The 16,775-nt window shown below is 34.2% G+C and carries 14 protein-coding genes; 8 read left to right on the top strand and 6 right to left on the bottom strand.

Annotated elements, in window-relative coordinates:
* The first annotated feature begins 46 nt into the window (after positions 1-46).
* The 8 genes from ACW5R3_RS12620 (at position 47) to ACW5R3_RS12585 (ending at position 10,124) form a co-directional block, all read left to right on the top strand.
* The gene (locus ACW5R3_RS12620; RefSeq protein WP_456577374.1) at positions 47-1,564 is read left to right on the top strand and encodes an arylsulfatase; all 1,518 of its coding nucleotides are present in this window, start codon (positions 47-49) and stop codon (positions 1,562-1,564) included.
* A gap of 361 nt (positions 1,565-1,925) precedes the next feature.
* Positions 1,926-3,461, top strand: a complete 1,536-nt coding sequence (locus tag ACW5R3_RS12615) for an arylsulfatase (protein ID WP_456577373.1) — start codon at positions 1,926-1,928, stop codon at positions 3,459-3,461.
* Positions 3,462-3,609: 148 nt separating this feature from the next.
* Positions 3,610-4,578 carry an AAA family ATPase gene (locus ACW5R3_RS12610; RefSeq protein WP_456577372.1) on the top strand — a complete coding sequence of 323 codons (969 nt, stop codon included), beginning with the start codon at positions 3,610-3,612 and terminating at the stop codon, positions 4,576-4,578.
* A gap of 28 nt (positions 4,579-4,606) precedes the next feature.
* Positions 4,607-5,545: a DUF58 domain-containing protein gene (locus ACW5R3_RS12605; RefSeq protein ID WP_456577371.1), complete on the top strand. Its 939-nt coding sequence runs from the start codon at positions 4,607-4,609 to the stop codon at positions 5,543-5,545.
* A 2-nt stretch (positions 5,546-5,547) separates the two neighbouring features.
* Positions 5,548-6,054 carry a DUF4381 domain-containing protein gene (locus ACW5R3_RS12600; protein ID WP_456577370.1) on the top strand — a complete coding sequence of 169 codons (507 nt, stop codon included), beginning with the start codon at positions 5,548-5,550 and terminating at the stop codon, positions 6,052-6,054.
* A complete protein-coding gene (locus ACW5R3_RS12595; protein WP_456577369.1) occupies positions 6,047-7,039 on the top strand; it encodes a vWA domain-containing protein in 993 nt (330 codons plus the stop codon). The genes ACW5R3_RS12600 and ACW5R3_RS12595 overlap by 8 nt, the downstream gene beginning before the upstream one ends.
* 11 nt (positions 7,040-7,050) lie before the next feature.
* Positions 7,051-8,784 carry a VWA domain-containing protein gene (locus ACW5R3_RS12590; RefSeq protein WP_456577368.1) on the top strand — a complete coding sequence of 578 codons (1,734 nt, stop codon included), beginning with the start codon at positions 7,051-7,053 and terminating at the stop codon, positions 8,782-8,784.
* Complete coding sequence (locus ACW5R3_RS12585) at positions 8,778-10,124, top strand: BatD family protein (RefSeq protein ID WP_456577367.1); 1,347 nt, start codon at positions 8,778-8,780, stop codon at positions 10,122-10,124. The genes ACW5R3_RS12590 and ACW5R3_RS12585 overlap by 7 nt, the downstream gene beginning before the upstream one ends.
* 78 nt (positions 10,125-10,202) lie before the next feature.
* On the opposite strand, the gene ACW5R3_RS12580 is transcribed toward ACW5R3_RS12585, so the two are convergent.
* From ACW5R3_RS12580 to ACW5R3_RS12555, 6 genes are all read right to left on the bottom strand, one after another.
* Positions 10,203-11,006 carry a hypothetical protein gene (locus tag ACW5R3_RS12580; protein ID WP_456577366.1) on the bottom strand — a complete coding sequence of 268 codons (804 nt, stop codon included), beginning with the start codon at positions 11,004-11,006 and terminating at the stop codon, positions 10,203-10,205.
* 158 nt (positions 11,007-11,164) lie between these two features.
* Positions 11,165-12,442 carry a rod shape-determining protein RodA gene (rodA, locus tag ACW5R3_RS12575; RefSeq protein WP_456577365.1) on the bottom strand — a complete coding sequence of 426 codons (1,278 nt, stop codon included), beginning with the start codon at positions 12,440-12,442 and terminating at the stop codon, positions 11,165-11,167.
* Between the two features lie 6 nt (positions 12,443-12,448).
* On the bottom strand, positions 12,449-14,380 hold the full coding sequence (gene mrdA / locus ACW5R3_RS12570; RefSeq protein WP_456577364.1) for a penicillin-binding protein 2: 1,932 nt from the start codon (positions 14,378-14,380) through the stop codon (positions 12,449-12,451).
* Positions 14,380-14,883, bottom strand: coding sequence for a rod shape-determining protein MreD (gene mreD, locus ACW5R3_RS12565; protein ID WP_456577363.1), 504 nt, complete (start codon positions 14,881-14,883; stop codon positions 14,380-14,382). The genes mrdA and mreD overlap by 1 nt, the downstream gene beginning before the upstream one ends.
* Positions 14,876-15,697, bottom strand: a complete 822-nt coding sequence (gene mreC, locus ACW5R3_RS12560) for a rod shape-determining protein MreC (RefSeq protein ID WP_456577362.1) — start codon at positions 15,695-15,697, stop codon at positions 14,876-14,878. Before mreC ends, mreD begins: the two co-directional genes overlap by 8 nt.
* Positions 15,698-15,707: 10 nt before the next feature.
* Positions 15,708-16,736, bottom strand: coding sequence for a rod shape-determining protein (locus ACW5R3_RS12555; protein WP_456577361.1), 1,029 nt, complete (start codon positions 16,734-16,736; stop codon positions 15,708-15,710).
* Positions 16,737-16,775: the final 39 nt, after the last annotated feature.

Raw genomic sequence — 16,775 nt, 5'->3', positions numbered from 1 at the left:
AAAGGTGGGGAGCCTTTTTATAACTAATGTAAATAAATGTAACTACATGAAAAAAATTAAATTCTTACCCATGCTAATGGCATGCGGTTTAACAATTGGTGCTTTTGCACAGAAAAAACCAAACGTCGTAGTGATTTTTGGTGACGATGTTGGTATGTGGAATATTAGCGCATATCATAATGGAATGATGGGAGGAACAACTCCTAATATAGACAGAATTGCCAATGAAGGTGCTCTATTTACAGATTTATACGCGCAACAGTCTTGTACAGCAGGTCGTGCAGCTTTTATTTTAGGGCAGCACCCTTTTAGAACAGGTTTGCTTACTATTGGTATGCCAGGTTCAGAACACGGAATTAACGAAGCAGATCCAACTATAGCTGAATTGCTTAAAGCAGAAGGGTATACTAGTGGTCAGTTTGGTAAAAATCACTTAGGAGATCGTGATGAGCACTTACCTACTAATCATGGTTTTGATGAGTTTTTCGGTAACCTTTATCACTTAAATGCTGAGGAAGAGCCAGAAACGGAATTCTACCCTAAAGATCCAGAATTCAAGAAAAAATACGGTCCTCGTGGTGTTCTTAGAAGTACTGCCGATGGTAAAGTAGAAGATACAGGACCATTAACGACTAAGCGTATGGAAACTGCAGATACCGAGTTTATTGATGCAGCTTTAAAGTTTATGGATAAAAATGCTAAAGCTGATAAGCCTTTCTTTACTTGGATTAACTCTACACGTACACACGTTTGGACACACTTGTCTGATAAGTATTTACATAAATCTGGTTACGGTTTATATGCCGATGCTATGATGGAATTAGATGATGGTGTAGGTCGTATTTTAGATAAAATTGATGATTTAGGAATTACAGATAATACTATTGTTGTATTTACTACAGATAATGGTGCTGAGAAGTTTACATTCCCTGACGGTGGAACAATTCCATTTAGAGGTGAAAAAGGAACAACTTGGGAAGGTGGTTTCAGAGTGCCAGGTATGGTAAGATGGCCAGGTCATATTAAGCCAGGTACTGTAATTAATGATATTGTTTCGCATGAAGATTGGATGCCGACTATTTTAGCTGCAGCGGGAAATCCTAATGTAAAAGAAGAATTATTAAACGGTAAGTCTTATGCAGGTAAAACATTTAAAGCGCATTTAGATGGTTACAACCAATTACCTTTATTAACTGGTGAAGTTGAAAAAGGTGATGGACCAAGGCATGAAATTTTCTATTTCGATGCTGCAGGTAACTTAAATGCTTTACGTTATGATGACTGGAAATTACATTTCTCCATCATGGAAGGTTCAATTAATGAAGCGTATCGTAAATCTCCAAGTTGGCCAATTATTCTTAACTTAAGAAATGATCCGTTTGAAGTGTCTATGGATGCTGCATTATATATCAGAAATTATGCAGATCAAATGTGGATGATGGTGCCAGCTCAGAATTATGTTGGTAAATTCTTAAGTACGTTTAAAGAATTTCCTCCAAGAAAAGGTAGTTCTTTAAGTGTTGATAAAGTAATCGAAACTTTACAGACGCCTAGCAGAAACTAAGTTTTTCGCTAAATTATAATTAAAGAAAACTGATGTGATATGTATATTGCATCAGTTTTTTTATGTTTAAATATAAAATGAACTAGGAAAAGTTGTTTTGAAATATAATTGGAGATCATGGCCTTGAAAATCAATTATAATTCCGCAGAATGTAATGTTCAAGCCCAATACATTAAAATAAGATACAATTAAACGTTAAATACTTGTCGAATTCGTGTTGTGCGACATTTTGTTTTTAATTTAAATAGCTGTTATGTAGTGGTTTAATTGTTTTTTTTTTTTAAATCTCTCTCCATTTATGCTTGTGATACTTAATTTTATTTATCTTTATGTCATATTATTTTAAATTTAAATCAATTTTATGAAAAAAAGCAATTTATTTAGTCTTGCGTTAGTTGCGTTTACGACCTTGTCTTTTGCTCAAAAAAAACCAAATATTTTGGTGCTTTGGGGAGATGATATAGGCCAGTCTAACATTAGTGCATACACTATGGGACTAACAGGTTATCAGACACCTAACATTGATCGTATCGCAGACGAAGGTATGATTTTTACTGATTATTATTCAGAACAAAGTTGTACAGCAGGACGTTCAACATTTATATTAGGACAAAGTGTTTTGCGTACTGGATTAAGTAAAGTGGGTATGCCAGGTGCTAAGCAGGGTATATCTGAAAAAGACCCTACAATTGCCGAGTTATTAAAGCCACACGGTTATGTAACAGGTCAGTTTGGTAAAAACCATTTAGGTGATCGTGATGAAATGTTGCCAACTAATCATGGTTTCGATGAGTTTTTCGGAAACCTATATCACTTAAATGCTGAGGAGGAACCAGAATTACCAGATTATCCAGATCCAAAACAATATCCAAACTTCGCTAAGAAATACGGGCCAAGAGGTGTTATTCATTCTACTGCCGATGGCAAAATTGAAGATACAGGACCTTTAACTAAAAAACGTATGGAAACAATAGACGACGAGTCTTCTGATGCAGCTATTGCGTTTATTAAGAAATCGGTTGCTTCAGGAAAGCCATTCTTCGTATGGTGGAACGGAACACGTATGCACTTTAGAACACACGTAAAACCGGAATTAACTGGTATTTCGGGTCAAAATGAATATGGTGACGGAATGGTTGAGCACGATATGCATATTGGTAAATTCTTAAAAGTAATTGATGAATTAGGTATTGCAGATAATACTATAATCCAATATGGTACGGATAATGGTCCACACAAAAATACGTGGCCAGATGCAGGTATCAATCCATTTAGAGGAGAGAAAAATACCAACTGGGAAGGAGGTTGGAGAACACCTGCAATGGTGCGTTGGCCTGGTAAAATTAAAGCAGGTTCTATTTCTAACGAAATTATGTCTGGTTTAGATTGGATGCCAACGTATGTAGCTATTGCTGGTGATGCAGATATTAAAGAAAAATTATTAAAAGGTTATTCAGCTGGAGGAAAAACATTTAAAGTACATTTAGATGGATATAACTTTTTACCATATTTAACGGGTGAAGTTGAGAAAGGTCCTCGTGAAGAATTGTTTTATTTTTCTGATGATGGTGAATTAATGGCTTTACGTTTTAACGATTGGAAGGTAACGTTTATGCATCAAGATTCTCAAGGAACATTAGACACATGGTCTAAACCTATGGTAACAACTAGAATTCCTTGGATATATAATTTACGTAGAGATCCTTATGAATTTGCTACAACTACTTCAAATACTTATTGGGATTGGTACTTAGATCATGTGTTCTTATTATTACCAGCTTCTGAGTATGTTGGTAAATTTATAGCAACATTTGAAGAATATCCACCACGTATGAAAGCAGCAAGTTTTAACTTAGGTGATACTATGGATGCGCTTACTGAAGCTGCCAAAAAATAGTAATCCTTTTATAATATATTTAAAAGCCTCCATTTGGAGGCTTTTTTATTTATAATTCAGAAACTCTTATAATATTTGATTCAGAAAGTTTTTTGAAAAATTTTAAATACGTATATTTAGTGTTCACTATTTTATAAACCATCACGATATGACGCCATTCGAAGCTGTAGGAAAATTAAAATCAGCCATGTCCCAATCTATCATTGGGCAAAACCAACTTATAGATCGTTTACTTTTAGTTCTATTAGCCGATGGCAATATGCTATTGGAAGGTCTGCCAGGGCTTGCTAAAACAAGAGCAATAAAAACTTTGTCAGAGCATTTAGATTGTGAGTTAAGTCGTATTCAATTTACGCCAGACTTATTACCGTCTGATATTACGGGAACGGAAATTTATCAGCCAACTGAAGAAGAAAAATTTCAATTTCAAAAAGGCCCTATTTTTAGTAATTTGGTACTTGCCGATGAAATTAATAGAGCGCCAGCAAAAGTACAGTCGGCTTTATTAGAAGCCATGGAGGAACGTCAAGTAACTGTCTCAGGTAGTACTTATAAAATGGCCAATTTGTTTATGGTAATGGCAACACAAAACCCCATTGAACAAGAAGGGACTTATCCGTTGCCAGAAGCGCAGATGGACCGTTTTATTATGCATGTGGTTATCGATTACCCTGATGATGCTTCAGAATTAGGTATTTTAAGGCTTAATAAGCAAGAAAATGATAAGTCGGCAGTAAAGAAAGAGCCGCTAACTATTTCGCAACAACATATTTTTGATGCACGTAGTGAAATTAGTAAAATTAAGGTAACCGAAGAGTTAGAAAAATATATGGTGAGCCTTATTGCCGCTACTAGATTTCCAGAACGCTATAATCAAGAGTTACGTGATTTAATTGATTTTGGAGCAAGTCCTCGTGGAACCATTGCACTAGACCGATGTAGCCGTGTTAATGCATGGATGTCAGGTAACGACTTTGTGTCGCCAGACAATATTCATAATGTAATTAAAGATGTATTGCGCCATCGTATAGCATTAAGTTATAAGGCGCGAGCAGAAGGAGTAACTGTAGATCAAGTTATTGATAAAATTATTGAGCAAGTTGCTGTAGTAGCCTAGATAACTTTCCTTTCTTAAATTACTGTCCATGAAAAAACCTGTTGAAAATAAGAATGTATTTTTAACACTCGAACATTTATTAAAGTTTGAGTGGTTAAACACGGTTCTAAATTTTAAAGTAGGTAGTCAAAAATCAAATAGTATTTTATCAGGTCGTTACAGTTCTCGTTTACGTGGTAGAGGATTAGATTTTGAAGAAGCTAGACCTTATGTAAGAGGTGATGACATTAGAAATATAGATTGGAATGTTACAGCCAAAACAGGAACCACTCACACTAAGGTTTTTACAGAAGAAAAGGAAAAACCAGCTTTTATATTTGTCGATCAGTCAGCTAGTATGGGCTTTGGTTCCAAGTTAAAAACAAAAGCTGTAGTGGCAGGAGAATTGGCCGCAATTACGGCATATAAAATTTTAAAAGGAGGCGATAGAATAGGCGGCATGGTTTTTAAAGGAGCTGAGTATGATTTGGTAATGCCCAAACGGGATAAGCGAAATATGCTTCAGTTTTTTCAGAAAATTGTTGATGCTAATAGAGAAATTTACGAAAATAAAACATTCGATTTTCCAGATGCTTTAAGTCAAATGGCTACAAAACTTCGCAATATTGTTACCCATGATTATACGGTAGTTATTATTAGCGATTTTCACCGATATAATCCGCAAACTATTAAACATTTGAGTGAGATATCAGAGCATAATGATGTGATTTTGGTTAAAATATTTGATCCTCTCGAGGCGCATTTGCCTAAAGAAAAAATGACATTAAGCAATAGGTTTCAACAATTGCAGATGAATGGAAAAAACAAAAAAGTGGTATCTAATTTAGCAGCAGATTTTAAAACTAATTACGACCAATTTAAATCCGAAGTAGAAAAATATAATATCACACTTTTTAAAATAAATACAGTTGATAAATTGGAAGATCAATTGGTGCAATTATTTACAAGACAAAAACAAACACGTTAAATTTGAGATTCTATCTGCCACATATCACACTTATGCAAGATCCTGAAATAGCACCTTTGGAGCTTGGTAATATCATGGAACCCGACCCGATTCCGTTTACATTCAATACCATTGGTTGGAAAGTGTTATTAGGTGTTTCCATATTAATACTTTTATATGGTTTATACCGTATGTATTTAAAGTATAAACATAATAAATATAGGCGCGATGCTATTGCAGAATTAGAATCTTTAAATAGTAACTCGCAACTTCCAGAATTAGCTTTTATTAGTCAGACTGTTTTTGTTTTAAAACGAACAGCTTTACAGTCATACAATCGTGAAAAGGTAGCTAGTCTACAAGGAGATACATGGTTAGCCTTTTTAGATAGTGGCTTATCAGGTATTAATTTTAGTAAGTATAAACAAGATATTTTTAATGCGGTTTATCGGGAAACTTTTGATAATCCAAATTTTAATAAAGATGAGTTTTTTAAAATGTCACTAAAATGGATTAAAAATCATGCCTGAAAATTTTCACTTTGCATATCCGTTAGTGGCACTTTTAATTCCGTTGCCGCTTTTAATTTATTGGCTTTTACCACCTTTAAAAAATAAAAGTACGGCCTTAAAGTTTCCTTACTTTTCAAGAGTTGCAACTGTAACCAATCAGAAACCTAAAAAAGCATCCTTTATTAAAAAGCGTAATTGGTTTAGTTGGTTTATAATGTATACCATTTGGTTGTTGTTACTCTCTGCGTTGGCTTCACCGGAATTGGTAGGTAAGCCAGAAAAGAAAATAAAAACTTCTAGGAACTTTCTTATAGTAGCCGATATAAGTTTTAGTATGGCTAATACGGATTGGGTTTTAGACGGTAAACGTGTTACGCGTTGGCTAGCTGTAAAAGATATTATGCGACAGTTTATTGGTGAACGAAAAAGTGACCGGATGGGATTGGTGTTTTTTGGTACAAATGCTTATATACAGGCACCTTTTACCTCCGATTTAAAAACCATACAAACCATGCTGGATGAAGCAGATGTAGGTATGGCAGGTCAAATGACGAATATTGGAAAGGCTATAGTAAAAGGAATGGATTTATTTGAGCGTGACACTATACCAAATAAGGTTATGCTATTACTAACCGACGGAGTGGATAGTGGCGAAGAAATTCTACCGTTAGATGCTGCTAATATTGCAAAAAGAGATTCAACAGTAATTTATACCGTAGGTATCGGTGACCCTGGAAATGCTTCTTCAGATTTAGATGAACGCACGTTAAAGGAAATATCAGAAATGACCGGAGGGAAATATTTTAGAGCTAAAGATACCGAAGCTTTTCAACAGATTTATGACGAACTAGATACGTTAGAACCTATTGAGTTTGAAGAAGAAAGTTTCGTGCCTAAAACACTATTGTATTATATTCCTCTAGGAATAGCCATAGCATTAGCTGCTTGTATTGTTTTAATTAACAATCTAATTTTAATAGTTAAACGTTTTATACGCGATTGATGATTGATAAAATGAAACATATCAATTGGGAGAAATTCCATTTTTTAAGAGCCGAATACTTATGGTTAGCTATTCCATTAGCTATAATCATACTTTTAGGTATTATAGCTTATTCTGAAAAATCAAGTTGGAAAAAAAATATTGCAACACATCTGAGACCTTATGTTATTCAAAAAGGTACTGCTTGGAAATCACGATTGATTCATGTGTCTCTGTTTTTACTTTTTGGATTCGCTTTTATTGGTTTTTTAGGACCTACTTGGAAAGAGGTAAAGCAACCAACTAAAAAATTAGAATCGCAACTAGTTATAGCATTAGATTTGTCGCAAAGTATGTTGGCAACCGATGTTTCACCTAGCAGGTTAGAGCGTGCTAAATTTAAAATTCAAGATTTTTTAGAGGCTAATCCGCGTGCAGAAGCAGCTTTACAAGTGTTTGCTGCATCAACTCATACGGTTGTTCCTTTTACAACTGATTATAAGATAATTTTAGACCATCTAGATGGATTGAAACCACAAATGATGCCAAAGCGAGGTACTGGATTTGAGAACTTGTTTGCTAATTTAGATATGCAATTTCAAGATAATGTAGCAGAAGGTAAAATACTCCTATTTACCGATGATCTAGAAGGGGTAGATGTTCAAAGTGTTAGTGCTTTTATGCAACAAAATAATGTTCAGTTATTAATTTATCCCCTAGCAACAACGGCTGGAGCTAACATTCCTTCATTTTACAATCCAAAAGTTCCTTTAAAAGTTAAAGGTAAGCACGTTTTATCTAAACGAAATATTGCTGTTTCAGATAATTTAAAAACAATTGATAATGTTCAGGTTTTAGATATGTCTTTGGATAATAGTGATGTAAAACTATTAGCTGAAGATATCAGCAAGCATCTTGTTTTTGAAGAAAAGCCAAAAGATAATGAAGAGAATTGGCAAGACGATGGTTATTGGTTGCTTATTCCTGTCATAATTTTATTTGCTTTTAGTTTTAGAAAAGGTTGGGCTATATATAGTTTATTATTCTTAATGACTTTGTCTTCATGTTCTAAAGATGACAATACTGATGATAATTCTAAAATGAGTTTTAAAGATTTGTGGTATAGCAAACCTTATCAAGGACAGCAAGCTTTTGATGCTGGTAATTATGCTGAAGCAGCAACTTTATATGAAGATCCATTACATCAAGGTGTTTCTTATTTTAAGCAAGGCGATTTTCTAAGTGCTAAAACAGCTTTTGAGAAGGACAGCTCCAAAACAGGATTGTATAATTTAGGATTAACTTATGCTAAACTAGGCGATTTAAGTAAGTCACAGGAAGTTTTTGAATCTCTAGTGGCTATCGATTCGAGTTTTGGTGATGCTAAAACAAACCTAAGTCAGGTTAGGAACGCTTTAGAAATGGCGAAGAGTAATGTACCTGAAGAAGCTCAACTAAATGAGGAGAAACCAAACGCTAAGAATAAAAAAAATGATTCTATGGAAGATTTTAGTGGTGGAGGACAAGAAGCCACAAAAAAGGACATGGAAAAAGAACGTATGGAAGAAGAGGCAGCTACCGATAAGCATATGGGGAAGGAATTGGATGAAGTTCCTGATGATTTTAAATCTGGAGCAGGAGGTGTGCCTAAAAATGTTTTAATGCGTAAGGTGGATGACGATCCGGCATTGTTTCTAACAAAAAAATTCAAATATCAAATAAAGAAAAAGCAAACAAATGCTGAAGAAACTTTAAATGAATGGTAGGTAAACTTAAATATATTATCTTTTTTTTAGTAGCTATAAGTGCCCAGAGTTATGGGCAGCAACTTATTAGTTATGTTTCTGTAAACCACAATTCAGCTTATATTGGTCAGCCGGTTCAAATGACTGTATCTGTGTATACAAATACGTGGTTTACTTCAGGTGTTGATGTCGGAAATATACAAGTGGAGGGAGCTCTAACTGTTTATTTTAGATCTGTTTCAAATTCTAAAGAGTTTAGTGGAAAACGTTTTTCGGGTGTCGATTTTATATACAATCTTTTTCCAACTAAAGCTGGGGAATTGACTATTCCGGAGTTGACTATTCATGTGGAATCACCTAAAACGGGAGGTTACAAAGGTATAAAGCACGTAATTCATACGAAACCAAAAAAAATAATGGTTTCAGATATACCCGTTGGCTACGACCCTAACAATTGGTTGGTATCTAGTTCCTTAAATATTAATGAAAATTGGAATACAACATTAAAAGATGTAAAAGTTGGAGATGTTTTACAACGCACCATAACACGCTCGGCAGCTGGAACGCTATCAGAGTTTATTCCTGAAATTGTTTGGGACTCTGTACCTGGTGTGAGTATTTATAAAACGCGGCCACGAACTAATACAACTAAATCTAAAACAGCTGTTTCTGCAAAACGCGTGGAAATGGTTAATTATCTTTTTGAAAAGGAAGGCGAGGTGGTACTTCCTAAAATAGAATTTGTTTATTGGAATTATTACACTAAAAAATTCTACAAAAAAGTAATCGATTCTACAGTAGTTCAAGTTGCTCCAAATGATGACTTGGAAATGTTAGCAAGCATAAAAAAACAATTGGAGGCAAGTACAAAGGAACCTGAGGTAGCTGAAGATAAGCCATTTTTAATTCTCGGTATAACGCCTAAGCGTTTTGTAATATATTTGGTGCTATTGGTGTTAGCAAGTTATGTATTATTTAGATTACTTAAATGGTTAATTCCTTATTCTAAGAAGTCTTATACCGCTTATATACATTCAGAACGCTATATGTTTTCTAAAGTTTCTCATGCTTTAAAAAAGAAGCATGCTGAAGAATTTATAAAGCTATTAACGCAGTGGATGCTTCTTTTGGATTTAGAAACACAAAGTTTTGATTATTTTATTAAAGTATACGGTACAGATAATCTTAAAACAGAGTATAATAAGTTATTAAGTAACATGTATCAGAATAACACAAACTCTGTGTCTAATAGCTCGGCTTTACTCGAAGCTTTAAAAGCATCTAGAGCCCGCTATTTTAAAGTTTTAGAAGCTAGAGATAAACCAAAATTGGATTCAGACTGGTTAAACCCTATTGATTAATAATGTAAGTATACATATAAAAAAAAAGCTACATCATAAATGGTGTAGCTTTTTTTGTGTGGTTAGATGTGTGTTATATCAAGGTTTGCTAAACTGTAAGTTTATACCTGTAAAAACTTGAAATTGGGCCTGTGTACCACTGTGTAACATAGCGTATTGTGGTTCTACAAAAACATTGAAAACTGTGGTTCCTAATTTTATTACTTGTCCTAAACCTAATGCTAAAGGTACGGCATAGCTATCGTTTTTAATATCGAATACCCATGTTGGAGCTCCTCTTAAATATGTGCCACCACCTAATTGCCAAAAATAGAATGGCTGAACGGCTGCAAAATTAGTGCTAGCTCTATCATCATGACCTGCAAAGGATGTTTGCCAAGTTACCAAACCACCAAATTGAAAAATAGGTGATTTAGCTATAAAGGCTACAAAAGCAAAACCAGCTTGCCATTTTCCTGCTCCCAAAAGTTCATCAGATGCTGTAGGAGCGGCTAAAAGTGGCCCTGCACCAATAGTTGTAGTCGGTTTTGATACAAAATTATAAGATAAAAATGCATTAATGTCCCCTAATCCATTTACGGCATTTACTGTATTGGTTGTAGGGTTTGGCATACCAATAGTTCCCATGGGAGCAGATACACGTAGTAATAATTTACCGCTAGAAAATGGTTTAGCAAACCGAACCCATGCGGTGTTTAAATAAGCATCATCGGGAGCATCTGTTAATTTTGGAGCGTAATAATCATGAAAGTTTAAAGCAGTCATATTTGCTAATGGATTATTAGCCTGAGCATCTCCTCCTGTGCTGGAAGTTTCTTCTTGTGCTGATATTAAGCCTGTAAAGCAAAAACAGCATAGTAGTAAAAAGTAGTTTTTAGTCATATTTTAAATGGTTTAGATTATAGTGAATAGTATGAGTTTTGATTTTATTTAGTAGCTAGTAAGTTATTATGAATAAGTTCAACTAGATTAAAAGTACTAAATATTGTGTCTTTCTGAGTTAATTTACTTAAAAATTACCGGTTTATTTTTGGTAGAATCTACCATTCATTAATTCTATTGGAGTCAAGCTTGATGAATATAAATAGTAAAATTGTAAAGCCCCAAAGGCCAGAACCACCATAGCTGAAAAAGGGTAGTGGAATACCTATTGTAGGTATAAGCCCCATTACCATACCAATATTAATCATAAAATGGAAAAAGAATATAGCAGCAACACTATAGCCGTAAACACGACTAAATTGTGATTTTTGTAATTCAGCAACATGAAGCACCCGTAGTAGTAGGAGTACAAAAAGTAACACAACAAATACTGTGCCTGCAAATCCCCATTCTTCACCTACGGTACTAAATATGTAATCGGTATGCTGTTCAGGGACAAATTTACCAGTAGTTCTAGTGCCCTGTAAATAACCTTTTCCGGTTAGTCCTCCAGAGCTAATAGCTTTTTCAGATTCGTAGAGATTATAAAGGATATCTCTTTGCATTTTTTTTATTTTAACAGGGTCTTTTTCTAATCGCAACCATAAACTAATGCGGTCTTGTTGATGAATTTGTAAGACATGATCGTAAAAGAATTTCACGCCAAAACTTAATATAAGGCATGCTGTTAGCGCAAAAATAGTTTTTAAAATAGCGGGTTTTTTACGCCTTGTAAAGTGATAGGTTAAAATGGCAATTGTAACAATGCTACTTGTTATTATAGCGCCAAATTTTAAGGAGCAAATAGAGATTAAAATTAATAATACTCCTAATGTAAGATACACTTTAGGTAGTCCTTCTCTATAGAAAACAAAGAAGAATGCACCATACACTAATGCACTACCTGTATCGTTCTGGAGTAAAACCAATAAAGCCGGAATACCGATTATGATAAAGGCTTTTATTTGATCTTTGAAATTTTTTAAATCTATGTGAAGATCGCTTAGGTGTTTTGCTATGGCAAGTGCTGTTGCGGCTTTTGCAAACTCACTAGGCTGAAAGGTCATACCTCCAATTCCATACCATGAAGTAGCTCCATTCACATTTTTACCAAATATAAATAACCCGACCATCGATATCATTGAGAGCATATAGATAACACTAGAAAAACGTTCATAGAATTTAGATTCTAAGGATAGTATTAAAACGATTAATAAAAGTGTTAAGCAAATAAAAATAAGCTGTTTACCGTATGGTTGGGAAAAATCAAAATAATCTATGGTTTCACCTATATGAGAAGCTGAAAGAATGTTCATCCATCCGAAGCCTACTAGTAGTAGGAATAAAATGATGGTTATCCAATCAAATTTAAAATATCTATTGGTTTCTCTAGCCATAATGGTTTACTTGATTTGTTCCAATTTGTTTTTTAAAATGTCGAGTTCTTCCTGAGGAATGGCTTGTAAGTCGGTAAAATTATTAATGTTGAATGGTTTGCCTGAATATGGTTTCATGTATTCATACTCCAAACTGTGTTCTAATAGCCAATCTTCTAAATCTGTTCGGCTAATAGTGTCTTTTAAGTATTTTTCAATCATTAAACTCGCAATCTTTCCGGCGTATTTTGATCCGTAATGACCATTTTCAACAAAAACAGCTATTGCAATTTTAGGGTCGTCTTTTGGAGCAAATGCTATAAATAACGAATGGTCTGTAAGTTGTGTGCGCTTACCTTCAATGATTGCGAAGTTTTCGGCAGTTCCCGTTTTACCACAGATTTCTATTCCAGGCACACGCAATAAGCGTGCGGTACCGTTATTTTCATAAACATCAAATAAACCTTCTACAACGGGTTCAAAATATGCTTTGTCTATTGTTGTCTGTTTTGGGGTAGTAAACTTAGGGTCTATTTCTTGTCCTTCAATGTTTTTAATTATATGAGGTGTATAATAGTATCCTCTGTTAGCAATTGCAGCCGTCATGTTGGCTAAGTGTATCGGAGTCACTAATATTTCACCTTGTCCAATAGAGTTTGAAATAACAGTAGTTCCTCCCCAGTTAAAATCTGGATACCATTTATCATAATAACTACCGTTGGGGATATTTCCTTTTTTTCCAATTGGTAAGTCGGTGCCTAGATATTGACCGAGTCCAAAACTTTTTACATGGTTACTCCATATGTCCATAGCTTCGCTTGAACTAGGGACAATTTCTAAACTTTTACGAAAGGCATGTGCAAAATAAGAGTTACAAGATTTTGCTATTCCAAGTTCTAAATCTCTATTTCCGCCACCACAATGACAGCCCATTTTTCCTCTACGGCCATAATGATACACACCAGAGCAAAAAATATTAGTTTCAGGTGTGATAACACCTTCTTGTAACGCTGTAAGTGCTACGATAGCTTTAAATGGTGAACCAGGTTCATGGACACGTAATAGACCTTTGTCAATTAACGGTAAGTGAATACTGTCTCTATATAAACGTGTGTAGTTTTTAGATCGTTTACGTCCAACCAATAAGTTAGGGTCGTAGGAGGGGGCTGAAACTAATGCTAAAATTTCTCCAGTTTTTGGCTCGAGGGCTACAATACCTCCACGTTTGTTAGACATTAGTAACTCGCCATATTGCTGGAGTTTCTGGTCGATGGTTATTTTTATATCTTTTCCTTGTCTTGGAAGGGTGTCAAACTTACCATCTTTATACGGGCCAATGTCTCTATTAAAACGATCTTTTTGAATAAACTTAATTCCTTTAACCCCACGAAGTTCCTCTTCATAAGATAATTCCACTCCTTGTTTACCGACTAAATCACCCATTTTATAATAGGGGTTTTTAGCTATTTGGCTTTGTGTGGCTTCAGCAATAAAACCTAATACGTTAGCTCCTACTGTAGTTTGGTAATCGCGTAATAGTCTTTTTTGGATATAAAAGCCTTCGTATTTACGCATTTTTTCTTGTAACACGGCATAATCTTCTTTAGAGAGGTGCGCAAGAAATACATAAGGAAGACGCGGGGAATAGTTATATGCCCGCTTGTATGTTTTTATAAAACGTTCTTTAGTAATTTTTAATAGTGAACAGAACTCTAATGTGTCAAGTGGTTTTACTTCTCTAGGTATAACCATTACATCGTAAGAGGGCTGGTTGCCTACTAGTAAGTTGTTGTTTCTGTCGTAAACAAATCCACGTTTTGGGTAATCGTAAACCTTTCGAATGGCATTATCATCTAGTATACTGTAGCCATCGGCTGTGTATACTTGTAAATAAAAAAGCCTTCCAATAAAGGTGATCCCTACTAGAATGATTAAAAAAAAGAGTAAAAATTGTCGCATTAAGTTTTTCTACTGAATAAGATGGTTGTTATTAAACAAAGTATAATAGTAAATATACTTGAGAATAACGTTTTTTGGAGCACCAAAATTATATCTTTAAAGTTAAAAATTTCTAATGAGAATAAAATAAAATGGTGAATAAATATGAGGATGGTGAAATAAGTGAATTTCTGACCGAAATCAACATTTTTAAATTTAATAGTATGATGCTCATAAACAGACCCAAAACAGAACTTTAAAACTATTGGTCTTATAAAAGCAATGCTTACAGCTGCTGCGGCATGAACACCACCAGAGTCTGAAAAAATATCTACTGTAAGTCCTAAAAAAAAGCTAAGTAAAAGAAATACCAAACGGTTGTTGTTTATTGGAAATAATAGGATGAAAATAATATATAAATACGGGTTTACCTGTCCTAAAAAGTTTATATGATTTAAAACTAAAACCTGTCCTAATATTAGCACAATAAATTGAACGCTATAAGATAATGTGGTGTTATTCATAGTTGGAATTTAATAAGCTATTTAACTCCGTTTTATCTACATTTTCAATAATATAAACATACTCAATATTTGTCATATCATTAAAAAGTAACACATCAATGGTGTAAAAATTTTCAGCATTATCTAGACGAAAATCTTTAACTGTTCCAACGGGAATTCCTTTTGGGAATATTACCGATCTACCAGATGTAATTATAGTATCACCTTTTTTAATAGGCGCTATTTTTGAAATTTCATTTAGTTGTACAATTTGTGGTGATTTAGTATCCCACATTAGTGAACCAAAATGATTCGTGTTTTTAAGTTGTGCGCTAATTTTAATATTGGTATTTAAAATAGATAACACGGTTGCAAACTTATGGCTTGTTTGATCAATAATACCTAAGATTCCTTTTGGGGTTATAACGCCGTAATCTTGTTTGATGCTATCACGTTTCCCTTTATTGATAGTTAGCACATTATTGGTGGCCGAATAGCTGTTTTTTATAACTTGTGCAGGGGTAAACTTAAAATCCACACCATTATAAACACTGTCTGTAATAAAGCTGTTATTGCTGGCTACAGGTGTGTGTAAAGTTGAGTTAAGGCGCGCATTTTCTTCTTGAAGTAGACGATTTTGAGACTCTAAATTGAAATATACCGACAAATTATTAGCAGAATTATAAACCCCTCCAGTTATTAAGTTAGCTGAGTTTATAAACTTACTTTTATGATAAGAATGCGATTGAATTGTAAAAACTATGGCAATAAAAAGCAGTAGCAAATACAACAAAAAAGTTTTGTTTCTTAAAAAGAATTTTATGATTTGTTGCATGGTTTATATGCTATTTTATCAAGACACTTTTGAATTTTGGTAAATTCTTTAAAGTAATTCCTGTACCACGTACAACAGCACGTAATGGATCTTCAGCAATGTATACTGGTAAGTCTGTTTTTTGAGATAAACGTTTGTCTAAACCACGTAACATAGATCCTCCACCAGCTAAATAAATACCAGTGTTGTAAATATCTGCAGCTAATTCAGGAGGTGTTTGTGATAATGTTTCCATTACAGCATCTTCAATACGTAAAATAGACTTATCTAAAGCTTTTGCAATTTCACGATAAGAAATTTGTACTTGTTTAGGCTTTCCTGTAAGTAAATCACGTCCTTGAACACTCATATCTTCAGGTGGCAACTCTAAATCTTCGGTAGCAGCACCTATTTGTATTTTTATTTTTTCAGCAGTGCGTTCACCTACATATAAGTTGTGTTGGGTGCGCATGTAATAAATAATATCATTTGTAAATACATCACCTGCAATCTTAACAGATTTGTCACAAACAATACCACCTAAAGCTATAACCGCAATTTCGGTTGTTCCACCACCTATATCGACAATCATATTACCTTTGGGTTGCATGATATCTACACCAATACCAATAGCAGCCGCCATAGGTTCGTGTATTAGATATACTTCTTTACCATTTACACGCTCACAAGATTCTTTTACCGCACGCATTTCAACCTCTGTAATGCCTGATGGGATACAAACAACCATACGTAGAGATGGTGGGAATAATTTTTTCTTTAATGCAGGTATGTTTTTGATAAACATACTAATCATTTGTTCACTTGCATCAAAATCTGCTATAACACCATCTTTTAAAGGCCTAACGGTTTTAATGTTTTCATGGGTTTTTCCTTGCATTAAACTGGCTTCTTTACCAACGGCAATTATTTTTCCAGAAATTCTATCGCGTGCAACAATTGATGGACTGTCCACTACTACTTTATCATTATGGATGATAAGTGTATTGGCAGTTCCTAAATCTATTGCAATTTCTTCGGTTAAGAAGTCAAAAAATCCCATGCGTTTTAGCGTTTATATTGAATGTTATTAATCAAATCT

Source organism: Algorimicrobium bowmanii, assembly GCF_054031195.1.
This window is presented reverse-complemented; position numbering and strand designations above follow the sequence as displayed.